Origin of the sequence: Methylocystis sp. (assembly GCF_050246715.1) — a bacterium.
In the GTDB taxonomy this organism is placed as follows: domain Bacteria; phylum Pseudomonadota; class Alphaproteobacteria; order Rhizobiales; family Beijerinckiaceae; genus Methylocystis.
In genome coordinates this window covers 120,382-132,880 of sequence record NZ_JBFWVN010000002.1, presented here as the reverse complement: position 1 = coordinate 132,880, position 12,499 = coordinate 120,382, and the positions used below count along the sequence as shown (strand labels likewise).

The 12,499-nt window shown below is 63.4% G+C and carries 10 protein-coding genes; 5 read left to right on the top strand and 5 right to left on the bottom strand.

Going from position 1 to position 12,499, the window contains the following annotated elements; genetic code table 11:
• Positions 1-2: 2 nt before the first annotated feature.
• On the bottom strand, positions 3-815 hold the full coding sequence (locus AB7I51_RS01915; protein ID WP_428404611.1) for an ABC transporter ATP-binding protein: 813 nt from the start codon (positions 813-815) through the stop codon (positions 3-5).
• A complete protein-coding gene (locus tag AB7I51_RS01910; RefSeq protein ID WP_428404612.1) occupies positions 805-1,629 on the bottom strand; it encodes an ABC transporter permease in 825 nt (274 codons plus the stop codon). Before AB7I51_RS01910 ends, AB7I51_RS01915 begins: the two co-directional genes overlap by 11 nt.
• Before the next feature lie 288 nt (positions 1,630-1,917).
• On the opposite strand from AB7I51_RS01910, the gene AB7I51_RS01905 reads away from it, so the two are divergent.
• A complete protein-coding gene (locus tag AB7I51_RS01905) occupies positions 1,918-3,288 on the top strand; it encodes an NAD(P)-binding protein (protein ID WP_428404613.1) in 1,371 nt (456 codons plus the stop codon).
• A 5-nt stretch (positions 3,289-3,293) separates the two neighbouring features.
• Here AB7I51_RS01905 and glmS read toward each other — a convergent pair whose 3' ends face one another.
• Both glmS and glmU read right to left on the bottom strand, forming a co-directional pair.
• Entirely contained in the window at positions 3,294-5,123 is a 1,830-nt protein-coding gene (gene glmS, locus AB7I51_RS01900) for a glutamine--fructose-6-phosphate transaminase (isomerizing) (protein ID WP_428404614.1), read from the bottom strand.
• A 74-nt stretch (positions 5,124-5,197) separates the two neighbouring features.
• Positions 5,198-6,559 carry a bifunctional UDP-N-acetylglucosamine diphosphorylase/glucosamine-1-phosphate N-acetyltransferase GlmU gene (gene glmU / locus AB7I51_RS01895; protein ID WP_428404615.1) on the bottom strand — a complete coding sequence of 454 codons (1,362 nt, stop codon included), beginning with the start codon at positions 6,557-6,559 and terminating at the stop codon, positions 5,198-5,200.
• A gap of 247 nt (positions 6,560-6,806) precedes the next feature.
• On the opposite strand from glmU, the gene AB7I51_RS01890 reads away from it, so the two are divergent.
• The 4 genes from AB7I51_RS01890 to AB7I51_RS01875 are packed head-to-tail and all read left to right on the top strand — an operon-like array spanning position 6,807 to position 11,998.
• Complete coding sequence (locus AB7I51_RS01890) at positions 6,807-8,348, top strand: glucan biosynthesis protein (RefSeq protein ID WP_428404616.1); 1,542 nt, start codon at positions 6,807-6,809, stop codon at positions 8,346-8,348.
• Complete coding sequence (gene mdoH, locus AB7I51_RS01885) at positions 8,336-10,543, top strand: glucans biosynthesis glucosyltransferase MdoH (RefSeq protein ID WP_428404617.1); 2,208 nt, start codon at positions 8,336-8,338, stop codon at positions 10,541-10,543. The genes AB7I51_RS01890 and mdoH overlap by 13 nt, the downstream gene beginning before the upstream one ends.
• A gap of 49 nt (positions 10,544-10,592) precedes the next feature.
• Positions 10,593-10,937, top strand: a complete 345-nt coding sequence (locus tag AB7I51_RS01880) for a DUF952 domain-containing protein (RefSeq protein WP_428404618.1) — start codon at positions 10,593-10,595, stop codon at positions 10,935-10,937.
• The gene (locus tag AB7I51_RS01875; RefSeq protein ID WP_428404619.1) at positions 10,934-11,998 is read left to right on the top strand and encodes a quinone-dependent dihydroorotate dehydrogenase; all 1,065 of its coding nucleotides are present in this window, start codon (positions 10,934-10,936) and stop codon (positions 11,996-11,998) included. Before AB7I51_RS01880 ends, AB7I51_RS01875 begins: the two co-directional genes overlap by 4 nt.
• Before the next feature lie 70 nt (positions 11,999-12,068).
• On the opposite strand, the gene AB7I51_RS01870 is transcribed toward AB7I51_RS01875, so the two are convergent.
• A complete protein-coding gene (locus AB7I51_RS01870; RefSeq protein ID WP_428404620.1) occupies positions 12,069-12,389 on the bottom strand; it encodes a hypothetical protein in 321 nt (106 codons plus the stop codon).
• Positions 12,390-12,499 lie beyond the last annotated feature (110 nt).

Below are 12,499 nucleotides of genomic sequence, written 5' to 3'. Positions count from 1 at the left end.
CGCTATCGTCGCCGCGCGATATTTTGATACCATCGCTGCGCGATATTTTGATACCATCGCTGCGCGATCCCTTGAGTCTGTTCGGCTTTCATCGCCGCGCGATAATGGGTGATCACCCTTTTGGGATCGCCGATGTCCCGCACGACTCCATCTTCGAGCCACAATACGCGCGTGCACAGCGTTTGGAGAAAGTCCAGGCCATGAGAGACAATGAGAATTGTCCCGTGCCTGGCGAATTCGCCGATGTACTTCTCGCATTTTTTTTGAAATATTTCGTCGCCGACCGATAGCGCCTCGTCGACGATGAGCACATCGGCTTTGGCGTGAGCACAAATTGCGAAAGCGACGCGCGCGATCATACCCATCGAATAGATGCGCATTGGCTGTTCGAAGAAAGGCCCGATGTCGGCGAAGGCCGCGATGTCTTCGATGCAGGCGTCGACCTCTTTCCGCGAAAGTCCGAGGATCGCCGCGCCGATACGGGCGTTTTCTCGTCCGGTGAGCAGACCGTCAAAGCCCGAGCCCAGCGCCAGGATCGGCGCGATCCGACCCTTGACCTCGAAGTCGCCCTTCGTCGGTTGAGTGATGCCGCAGAGGATCTGCAGCAGCGTCGTTTTGCCGGCGCCGTTGCGCCCCACGATGCCGACGCGTTCGCCCTTCGCTACCGTGAAACTCACGTCGTGCAGCACCCATTTGTCCTTATAGAACTTCTTTATCAGGCCAAACAGGATCTGCTTGAGCTGATCGTTCTGATGCGCATAAAGCTGGAACGCCTTACCGACGCCCTCGCAGCGAATGGCAAGCTCAGATGACATCGACGATCACCGACTTATAGCGCATGAAAAATTGGTATCCTCCAAGAAACACCGCGTAGGAGATGGCTACAATCCCGAGGTATGCGTAAATGTTCGGCATATTTCCGTCGAGAGCGAGATCGCGCAGCAGCTCGATATAATCGCCCACGATATTAAACCGCAACCAGAATGCGGCCGATTTCGATATTTCCGCGATTTGGTCAATCCGGTAAAAAATCGGCGTTGCAAACATGAGCATCGGCACGACCGACGCCATGATATGGGCGACGTCTCGCGTGAACGCCCCGAGCGCCATAAGAAACCATACCACCCCCAATATGAAGAGGAAGAAGGGCGCAACCAGGAGCGGTGTCAACATAATCGTAAGAGGAATCGTTCCTGCTGTCAGCAATCGGAAGACGACATATACGGCAAAAGCCACGCCGGAATATGTGAATGCGCGGATGGTCGCGGTCCAGGCTATGGTCTCGCTTGGAAAAATTGACTTTTTCACGAAGTTGACATGCTCATGCAGAAGCATCGGCGCGCGATAGGCGAGTTCGCTAAACAGATTGAATACGATAAGTCCGATGAATATCGAACTCGCATAATCGGTGACCCTCTGGCCGGCGGAAAGCTGCGGCACGGTGATGGAGAACAGAGCGGTATAGGTGAGCAGCATGAAGAGCGGTGAGAGCACTGCCCAGAGCGGTCCAAGCGCCGAGCCGCGAAACCTGGAAATGAACTCGCGCCGCACAACGGCGCGAATGAGTTCCCGATTGCGCCAGGCCCTTTCAAAGGGCTCGACATAGACGGGTGAGGTAGAGGCAAGCAAGAGGCGGCGCGTCCTTTTATTTTTAAAGCCTTATCTCTTAAAGCGCCGAACGTTCCTGCGCGCTGAAGCGCGGGGCGTGGCGTCGCCCGCATAGACCAGTTCAGGGGGCCCGATGTCAATGGCGGCGTTCAACCCTCAGGAATTGTCTTTGGAAACCGCCATCGTGACGCGGCGCAAGGCGATCGCCGGCCTTGGAGCTTTGGGCGCGCAGCTGATCTTGCCAAGCGCGGGAGCTGCGCAAGAGCCCCCTACCTACTGAGCGAATGGACGGGCGACGGTTTCTCGCCCATGCACGCCATCCGCGACGGGCTGTGGCGCGCGCCACTGCCGAGCCCCGAACGGCGTATTGAAGTCGCCGTTATTGGCAGCGGCCTTGCCGGCCTTGCCGTCGCCGCCCTCCTGAGAGACCGCGACCTGCTTGTTTTCGAGCGTGAAACCGAGCCCGGCGGCGTCGCCAAATCCGCACGGTGGCGCGATGTCGACTACGCGCTTGGCTCGGCATATATCGTTGATCTATCGGAGCCTTTTAGCGAATTTTACGAGACGCTCGGTCTCGCGCCGCGCGCCGTCGGCGAGCCTGTTGACAGGGTTCTTAGCGGCGTCGGCGGCGAAGGCGATCCGCGCGGCGGGAGATGGCGAAATGCTTATGGGGCGCTCAAAGCGCTGTTGCGCCGCCTCGCTGATGGGCCTGACTTCCCGACGATACCGATCGCCAGGGCGTCGGAGTCGGCATTGGCGCTGGACAGGCTGTCGCTGTTCGATTTCCTGCGCGGCGAACATATCGGCGGCGAACTCTTCGGCCTCCTCGACGCCTATTGCCTGTCGGCGCTCGGCGCGCCCGCGGCCGAAATTTCGGCCTATGCCGGCGTCAATTTTCTTTCTGAGATCAACACTTCCATATACGCCTTCCCGCGCGGCAACGCCGCGAGCGCCCGCGCCATGGCGGCGCGCATTTCACGCGCCGGCGAAGGCCGCATCGTCACCGGCGCCGCGGTCTATGCGATCGAGCCGGCGGATGAGGGCTACGCCCGCGTCGGCTGGTTCGACGCGCTTCATCCAGCTGCGCCCCGCTGCCTCGAGGCAAGGTGGGCGGTGGTCGCGGCCCCCTATTTCTTCGCCGGCCGCATTCTGCGCGGCGTCGACCCGGCCGTCACGGCGAAGATGACAAGCTTGCGGCAGGGAAGCTATCTCGTCGCCAATTGCTGTTTCGAGGGGCCTCCCCCTGATCTGCGTTACGACAATTGGGCGCTGGGCGCGCAAAGCTTTAGTGACGCGGTCAACGCGACCGCCGTCGTTCCCGCCGCCGAGCGTCCCAAGGATCATAGCGTGCTCACCGTTTACGCACCGTTCCGCGACCCGCGCGCCGGCCGCGCGCGCCTGCTCGCGGGCGATCGCGCCGCCCTCGCCGCGCCGATCGTCGAAGAGTTGCGGCGCTTTCTGCCTGAGGCGTTCGGCGGCGCCCGACTTGTCGAAGCGCGGCTAACGCGCTGGGGGCACCATCACCTCATCGCCGCGCCGGGGATCGTCGCGACGATGCGCGCTCTACCCAAGCGCTTCGGCAATGTGCTGCTGGCGCATTCGGATGGCCAGGGAATGCCGGCGGTGGAAAGCGCGATTGTCGAGGCGCTGAGCGCCGTCGAGACCATCAAAAAGGGCTGAGCGCCCTACTCCACCGTCACGCTCTTTGCGAGATTGCGCGGCTGATCCACGTCTTTGCCCATGAAGGTCGCGACGTGATAGGCGAGAAGCTGCGCGGGAACGGCGTAAGCGATGACCGCGAACGGCCCGGCGACGCTCTCCGCCATTTCGATAAAGCCGGCAAGCTCGGCGGCCGCAGCGTCTCGCGCATGCGGCGAGCCGATGAGGATCAGATGTCCGCCGCGCGCCGCGACCTCCTGGAGATTGGAGACGGTCTTCTCAAGACTCGCGTCCGGCGGCGCCAGCACGATCACCGGCATGGCGTAGTCGATGAGCGCGATCGGCCCATGCTTCAATTCGCCCGCCGCATAACCCTCGGCGTGAATATAGGACAGCTCCTTGAGCTTCAGCGCGCCTTCGAGCGCCAGCGGAAAAGCGGGGCCGCGCCCGAGATAGAGCACGCTCGACGCCCGCGCCACGTCGCGCGCCACAGGTTCGATCTGCGCCTCGCGCGCGAGCGCCTGCGCCATCTGACCCGGCGCGGCGACAAGCTCCGCGACGAGTTCGCGTTCGCGTTCCTTGCTCAGAACGCCGCGCGCGCGGCCCAGCGCCAGCGCCAGACAGGCGAAGACCGCGAGCTGGCAGGTGAAGGCCTTCGTCGACGCGACGCCGATCTCGGGGCCCGCCAATGTCTGGGCGACAGTGTCGCTCTCGCGGGCGATCGTCGATGTTTCGACATTGACGATCGAGAGAATGTGCTGGCCATGCTCGCGAGCGTAGCGCAAGGCGGCGAGCGTGTCGGCGGTTTCCCCCGACTGCGAGACGAGAATGGTCAGCCCGTTCTCGGGCAGCGGCGCCTCGCGGTACCGAAATTCGGAGGCGATGTCGATTTCGACCGACAGGCGGGCGAAGCGCTCCAGCCAGTAGCGCGCCACAAGCCCGGCGTAATAGGCGGTGCCACAGGCGGAAATGGTCACCCGCGACAGCGCCTTGGGATCGAATTTAAGGTCGAACGGCAAGCGCACGGCGCCTTCGGCGAGATCGAGGTAATGGGCCAGCGTGCGGCCGACGACCTCGGGCTGTTCGTGAATCTCCTTGGCCATGAAGTGGCGGTAGTTGCCCTTGTCGACCAGGAAGGAGCCGGCGACGAGCGGCTGAAAGCGCCGCTCGACATTAGCGTCATTGGCGTCACGGAAGCGCACGCCCTCGCGCGTCAGCGTCACCCAGTCGCCTTCGTCGAGATAGGCGATTGAGGTTGCGAATGGCGCGAGCGCCAAAGCGTCGGAGCCGAGATAGACGCCTTCGTCGCTCCTGCCGACCGCTAGCGGCGAACCGCGTCTCGCGCCGATCAGGAGATCATTCTCTCCCTCGAAGAGAAAGGCGAGCGCGAAGGCGCCCTTGAGCCGCTTCAGCGCCGCGGCGACGGCTTTCTCCGGCGTCGCGCCGTTGCGCAGTTCGTCGGCGACGAGATGAACGACGGCCTCCGAATCCGTCTCGGTCGAAAAGACATGGCCCTTCGCCGAAAGTTCGGCGCGCAGCTCCCGAAAATTCTCGATGATGCCATTGTGAACCACCGCGACGCGGTCATTGGCGTGCGGATGGGCGTTGTTCTCGGTGGGGCGGCCATGCGTCGCCCAGCGCGTATGGCCGATGCCGACGGCGCCGGAAAGCGGTTCGGCCGCGAGCTTTTCTTCAAGATTTTTGAGCTTGCCGCCCGCCCGCAGCCGGGTCAGCCGGCCGTTCTCCAGCGTGGCGATTCCGGCGGAATCATAGCCGCGATATTCGAGACGCTTGAGCGCTTCAACGATCCGCCCCGCGACCGGACCCGTTTCGATAATTCCCACAATGCCGCACATGACGACCTCCGAAACGATAGTAGCAAGAGCGCCGACAAAGGGGACAGGCGCAGGAGCGGAAAAGAAAGTCCGGCTTATCGCCCCTTCGCCTTCTTCGCCGCCTGCATCAAACGAAACGAGGCCGCCCAGCCCGCCTTCTCCATCTGCCGGCCGCGCGCCACCGCGAGCGCATCGGGCGCGATATCCTTGGTAATCACGGAGCCGGAACCGACATAGGCGCCCGCGCCGATCGTCACCGGCGCGACGAGCGACGAATTGGAGCCGATAAAGGCGTTGGCGCCGATCGTCGTGCGATATTTGAGGAAGCCGTCGTAATTGCAGGTGATGGTTCCCGCGCCGATATTGGCGTTGGCGCCGATGTCGGCGTCGCCGATATAGGTGAGATGATTGACCTTGGCGCCTTGCGCGACAGTGGCGTTCTTGATCTCGACGAAATTCCCGACCTTGGCTTTTTCCGCCAGCGCCGCGCCCGGCCGCAGCCGCGCGAAGGGGCCGATCGTCGCGCCCTTTCCGACGCTGGCGCCTTCAAGATGCGAGAAAGAATGGATCACGGCGCCGTCGGCGATCGTCACGCCGGGGCCGATGACGACATGCGGCTCGATGGTCACGTCGCGGCCAATCACCGCGTCGGCGGAAAGAAAGACGGTTTCCGGCGCGATCATCGTCGCGCCGCCCGCCATGGCGGCGCGACGCAGGCGCGCCTGCGCGACGGCTTCGGCCTGAGAAAGCTGGATTCGGTCGTTGACGCCGAGCACTTCGCTTTCGTCGGCGATGACGACTTTGGCGTCGCGGCCGTCGGCGCGCGCCAGTTCGACGACGTCGGTGAGATAGAATTCGCCCTTGGCGTTCTTATTGTCGATCTTTTCGAGCAGGCGCAGCGCATGGGCGCCGTCGATCGCCATCAGGCCGCCGTTGCAGAGCGTGAGCGCGCGCTCGTCCTCGCTCGCGTCCTTCTCCTCGCGGATCGCGACGAGGCGACCCTCCGCGTCGCGCAACAAGCGTCCGTAGCCGAAGGGGTTGTACGCTTCAAAGCCTAGAACCGCGACGGCGGCGCCCTCGGCGATGGCGGCGCGCATTGCGCCGATCGTCGGCGCGGTCAGGAGCGGCGTATCGGCGAAAAGCACAATGAGGTCGTCGCACCCTGCCGCGATGGCGGCGCGCGCGGCGAGAACGGCATGCGCCGTGCCGCGCCTTTCGCTCTGGACGAACATTTCCGCGTCGGGAATGCAGCGTCGCGCTTCAGCGCCGACGTCGTCGCGTCCGGGACCGACGATCACGGCCACTCGGCTGACGCCAGCTTTGACGGCGCTCGACAGAACATTTGCGAGCATCGACCGGCCGGCGACCTCGTGCAGCGCCTTTGGACGGTCGGATTTCATCCTTGTGCCTTCGCCGGCGGCGAGGACGATCGCGAGCGCGCTTCTTTCTGTCGGCATCAGGCGCCCAAAGGCTAGACGTTGCGAACGGGAACGGCGGAGCGGCGCCGCTTGAGCCGCGGTTCTGGCAGATTCGAGCCACAAAACGCAACGCGCCGCGGCCTTCGCGCGCGGCCTTCAAAAACCGCCAAGAAAACCATTTTGTCTCCTTAGCTTTCTTGTATAGAGGGACTGTCGCCAGCCCAGCGCCGCAAAAAGGCTCAATCGCCCGTTCTGGACCGCTCGGATCGGCTTCCTTCGGTAGCGCATGTTCGAACGTCGAGATGTTTTGAAAGCGGGTTTGGGCGCAATCGCGGCGGGAATCGTCCCGCCGGCAAGCGCGAGCGCGGCTGGCCAGACGGCGAACCCGAAGGCTCCCGAGCCGGCGCCTTTTTCGCGGGACATGGTCGTAGAGCTGGCGCGCGCGCTGGCCGCAAAACCCTATACGGCGCCGCGGACCGACCTGCCCGAGCCTTTCGCCAATCTCTCCTACGAGCAATTCGTTGGAATCAAGACAAAGCCAGACTCTGCGATCTGGCGTCAGGACAACGCCGGCTTCAGCATCGAGCCGCTTCACCGCGGCCATATTTTTGCGGCTGCGGTCGACATTTACCTTGTCGAGAACGGCGCCGCCGCGCGGCTGCCCTATGAAAGGCGCCGCTTCGACTATGGCGCGCTGAATGTTCCCGAGGCGCTGCCCGACCTCGGATTCTCGGGTTTTCGAGTGCTTCACACGCAAAATGGCGCCGCCGAGGCGGAACTCGCCATATTTCAAGGGGCGAGCTTCTATCGCGCGGTCGCGCAGGGGCAGAATCTCGGCGTGACGGCGCGCGGCCTGTCGATTCGGACAGCCGATCCGCGCGGAGAGGAGTTTCCAGCGTTTCGAAGCTTTTGGATCGAGAAGCCGGCTCTGGGCGACAACGCGCTCGTTATCCACGCGCTGCTCGATTCCCCGAGCGTCGCCGGCGTTTACCGCTTCACGCTGCGGCCGGGCGAAGCGACGCTCATCGACACGGAATTGACGCTCTACCCGCGAACGGCGATCGATCATTTCGGGCTCGCCGGCTTTGCAGCGGCTTCGCTGTTTACGCCGCTCGACCGCGCCAGGCCTGACGATTGGCGGCCGATGGTCGCCGACATCAACGGCATTCAGATGCTTACCGGCCAGCGCGAATGGCTTTGGCGACCTGTGTCCAACCGCGAGAATTTGCAATTTTCCTCTTTCGTCGACGTCAATCCGCAGGGCTTCGGTTCGCTGATGCGGCAACGCGATATCGACGACTATCAGGACGACCAGCAGCACTGGGAGCGTCGTCCGTCGCTCTGGGTCGAGCCGCTCGGCGAATGGGGCGAAGGCGCCCTCCAGCTTGTCGAGATTCCCTCGGAATCCGAAAATAACGCCAATATTGTCGCCTATTGGCGGCCCAAGACCGCTCTCGTCGCCGGTAGGGAAGCGTCCTTCGCCTATCGGCAGTTCTGGTGCTGGGAGCCGCCGGCGCGGCCGCCGCTGGCGATCGCCGCAAGCGCGCGCTCCGGCCGTGCGCCAAGAGTCAAGCTCCGCCGTTTTGTTGTCGTCTTTTCCGGCGATCTACTGGCGGACCCCCAGCGCACGGCGCAACTAAATGCGGCGTTGACGACCTCTCCCGGATTGGCGACCAATATTCAGACCTATTTGAATGCGTCAGGGAAGTCGTGCCGCGTCGTCTTCGACGTTGACCCCTCCGGCGAGAACTACTGCGAGCTTCGGCTCGTTCTGCAGTCGGATGAACGCCCGATCAGCGAGACCTGGCTCTATCGATGGACGTCGTGAATTTCGCCGCTTTAGACGACCCGCCGCCGTCAAGGGAACGGAGAGCCGGCGATTCCGATCCGGCCGCGGCGCCGCCGATGCCGATCGAGAGCCGGTTGTCCATGCCGGCGCAACATCTCTTCAAGTTCGACGCGCGCCAGCGACGGAAACCCGAAGCGCCGTGGCTGTGGCGAACGCCGTGGCTGGCGAGGATTTTGACCTTTGGCGGCGGTTTCGCGCTGACCGCCTATGGCGCTTATGAAATGTATAAGGTCGTCGACGTCGGCGGCGTGACGACGTTGAAGTGGGCGCTGCTGGCCCTGTTCGTGCTCAATTTTTCATGGATCGCGCTCTCTTTCGCGAGTTGCGTCGTCGGTTTCGCCCTGCTGATGCGCCAGCGCCGGCGCGCGCCGCTGCCGTCGAGCCTCGCCGAGACCACGGCCGTGGTGATGCCGATCTACAATGAGGCGGCAAGCCGGGTCTTCGCCGCCTTGCAGACCATCTATGAAGACGTGCACGCGACCGGCCTTGGCGCGCATTTCGATTGGTTTTTCCTCTCCGATACGACCAATCCCGATATTTGGATCGCGGAAGAGCGCGCCTTCGTCGCCGTCCGCCGACGGCTCGGCCCACAGGCTCGCATCTTTTACAGGCGGCGCGAAAAGAACACGGCCCGCAAGGCCGGCAATATCGAGGATTTCGTCTCGCGCTGGGGCGGGGCCTATAAGCACATGGTCGTGCTCGACGCCGACAGTCTGATGACCGGCCCGACCATCGTGCAACTCGCCGCCGCGATGGAGGCCGATCCCGACAGCGGCATTATCCAGACGCTGCCGCTGATCATCAACCGCAACACGCTGTTCGCCCGCGTCCAGCAATTCGCCGCGCGCATCTATGGCCCCGTCATCGCTATGGGCCTAACGGCCTGGATGGGTCGCGACGGCAATTATTGGGGTCATAACGCCATCATCCGCACGGAAGCCTTCGCGAACCACTGCGGCCTGCCCGACCTCCGCGGCCGTCCGCCCTGGGGCGGCCATATCTTGAGTCACGATTTCGTCGAAGCCGCGCTGATTCGGCGCGCCGGCTATGCCGTCTACATGATGCCGATGCTTGGCGGCTCCTATGAGGAAAGCCCGCCCTCGCTCATCGACATCTCGATTCGCGACCGTCGCTGGTGTCAGGGCAATCTGCAGCATGCGCGCGTGTTGTTTGGCAGAGGCTTTCACTGGGCGTCGCGACAGCATTTCCTCACCGGCATCTTCGGCTATCTGACCTCGCCGCTGTGGCTCTTGCAGCTGCTCATCGGCATCGTCATCGTCTTTCAGGCGAGCTATTTCCGGCCGGAATATTTTACTGGCGAATTCGTGCTGTTTCCGACGTTCCCGCGGTTCGACGCCGAACGGTCGCTCGAACTGTTCGGACTGACGATGAGCATCCTGCTTGCTCCAAAGCTGTTCGGCCTGATCGTCGCCATAAGCGAGCCCGAAACGCGCAAAGGCTCTGGCGGCGTGATCATGCTGCTGATCTCGACGCTTTTCGAGATCGTGCTTTCCGCCTTGCTCGCGCCGATCATGATGCTCATTCAGACCGGCCATGTGCTGCACATCGTCTTTGGTTTCGATACTGGCTGGGATCCGCAGCGGCGCGACGACGGCTCCGTGCCTTTCACTGACATCGTCCGCCGTCATATTTGGCACGTTGCGCTCGGACTGCTGAGCCTGATCGCCGGCTTCATGATTTCGCCTTCGCTCGTCGCCTGGATGTCGCCGACGATCGCCGGCCTGGTGCTCGCGATTTTCATCTCATGGGTGACTAGTCAGCGTTGGCTCGGGCTGGTGTTCCGGCGCGCCGGCGTGCTGAACACGCCCGAAGAAACGACGACGCCGCCGATCGCCAAGCGCGGCAAGGCGCTTTCGAAGGCGCTGGGGCGCGCCGACGAAGACGACGTCAATGGTCTGGTGGCGATCCACGATGACCCGGAGTTGCGGGAATTGCATGAAAACTGGTTGCCGACCCGTCGCTCGAGACAGCGCGGGCAGATCAGCGCGGACCGCGCCCTGGCCGAAGCTAAAATCGCTGACGCCGAGACGATCGAGGACGCGGTCAATTGGCTGAACCGCGGCGAGCGGCTCGTGGCGCTCTCCGACCGCGCGCTGATCGGGATGATCGCGCGTCTGCCGCGCCGCGCCGAACTTGCCGCCGCGGCGCAGTGAACCGCGCACGCCGCCGAGTGAGCGCGCTTGAGATAAGGCTGGCCGGCCGGTGACTCTCATTTACAAACTCGTCTCGCGCGCTGACTGGGACGCGGCGAACGCGACTGGCGTCTTCAATGGCGCCGAGATCGACATCGCCGACGGCTTCATTCACTTTTCGACCGCCGAGCAGGTCGAGGAAACCGCCTCGAAATATTTCGCCGGTCGAACCGATCTGCTGCTCGTCGCGGCGGACGCCGCCGCACTCGGCGAAGCGCTCAAATGGGAGACCTCGCGCGGCGGCGCGCTCTTCCCGCATCTTTATGCGCCGCTCGCTCTCGAAAGCGTCGCGCGCGTCGATCCGCTTTCCATAGGCTCCGACGGCCGGCACGACTTCTCCCGCGTCCTCAAATGATCGACGCCTTCGCGATCGTATCTCCGCTGCTGCGCCTGCTCGACGCGGAAACGGCGCATCGCGCGACGGTCGCGGCGCTGAAAACGCTACCGCCGCGCGCGCCGCCGCCGGACGATCCGCGTCTTACGGTCTCAGCCTTCGGTCTAGACTTTCCCAATCCGATCGGCCTTGCGGCAGGCTTCGACAAGAATGCGGAAATTCCCGACGCGATGCTCGGCTTCGGCTTCGGCTTCGTCGAAGTCGGCACGCTGACGCCGCGCGCGCAGCCGGGCAATCCGCGCCCGCGCGCCTTCCGCCTCATTGAAGATCGCGCCGTCATCAATCGCTATGGCTTCAACAATGACGGCCATACGCCGGCGCTGGCGCGCCTGTCCAAACGCGCACGGCGCGGGATTGTCGGCGTCAATATCGGAGCCAACAAAGACGCAAACGATCGCATCGCCGACTATGTTGCGGGCGTCGCCGCTTTCGCGGATGTCGCGAGCTATTTTACGATCAACGTCAGTTCGCCCAACACCCCTGGCCTGCGCGATTTGCAGCAGCCGGAAGCGCTCTCCGAATTGCTCGCCCGCGTGATTGAAGCGCGCGACGCCGCGCGCGTTCGGCCCCCCCTGCTCCTTAAAATCGCGCCGGACCTCACGCTCGATCAGCTCGATTCAATCGTGCGCGTCGCTCGCGAGAGGCGCATCGACGGGATGATGGTATCGAACACGACGATTTCGCGACCCGCTGCTTTGCGCTCGCCTTTGGCGAAGGAGGGTGGCGGACTTTCCGGCGCGCCGCTCTTCGGCCTCTCGACGCGCATGCTCGCGCAAACCTTTTTGCGCGTCGAAGGACAGTTTCCGCTGATCGGCGTCGGCGGAATCGACAGCGCGGGCGCGGCGCTCGCCAAGATCGAAGCCGGCGCGACGCTGGTGCAGTTTTATTCGGCGCTCGTCTATGAGGGGCCGAACCTCGTCACACGCATCAAGCGCGGGTTAATCGATGTTCTTGCGCGCGACAAAGAGGCGCTGTCGGCGAGGATTGGCAAACGTGCGACCGCGTTATCCGACGCCAATTAAGCTTCGGATCATTCGCCTTGCCGCCTCAGCGTCTCGCCACCGCTGCTGGTGAAGCCAAGACTGTCGCGAGTCATTCCTCTTGCGCGGGCCGACGTTCGCGCTTGCGAGGCGCCGTCAGACGCACCGTCGAGCCGCCGCGGCGCGGGAACACGACCTGGAGACAATCTCCGGGACCGTTGGTGATTTCCCAGGGGTGAGTCAGAAAAGTGCTGATCGTTTTGCTCTCTCCTGGATTGAGACCGCCGTAGCTCTTGTCCCCGCCTGAGAAATCCTTCCAGTAAATGCCGCGATATTCGCCGGATTGATTGATGAAGGTAATCGTCGTGGCGACGTTGCTGTTTTGCGAACGCGCCTTCGGACAGCCGGCATACGCGAAGCTTGCGGCTCCCACGGAGGCAACGGCGGCGAAGGCGACGCACAGAAGAACGGACGACCTATTTCGATGGATTGTCACAGCCGCCCCCCGTTGTAGCCCCTTTATGGCGAAAATCGCTTGCGCCA

Coding starts and splice junctions, on each gene's coding strand:
- AB7I51_RS01915 (WP_428404611.1), bottom strand. CDS start 815: ATGTCATCTGAGCTTGCCATTCGCTGCGAGGGCGTCGGTAAGGCGTTC.
- AB7I51_RS01905 (WP_428404613.1), top strand. CDS start 1,918: ATGCACGCCATCCGCGACGGGCTGTGGCGCGCGCCACTGCCGAGCCCC.
- glmS (WP_428404614.1), bottom strand. CDS start 5,123: ATGTGCGGCATTGTGGGAATTATCGAAACGGGTCCGGTCGCGGGGCGG.
- glmU (WP_428404615.1), bottom strand. CDS start 6,559: ATGCCGACAGAAAGAAGCGCGCTCGCGATCGTCCTCGCCGCCGGCGAA.
- AB7I51_RS01890 (WP_428404616.1), top strand. CDS start 6,807: ATGTTCGAACGTCGAGATGTTTTGAAAGCGGGTTTGGGCGCAATCGCG.
- mdoH (WP_428404617.1), top strand. CDS start 8,336: ATGGACGTCGTGAATTTCGCCGCTTTAGACGACCCGCCGCCGTCAAGG.
- AB7I51_RS01875 (WP_428404619.1), top strand. CDS start 10,934: ATGATCGACGCCTTCGCGATCGTATCTCCGCTGCTGCGCCTGCTCGAC.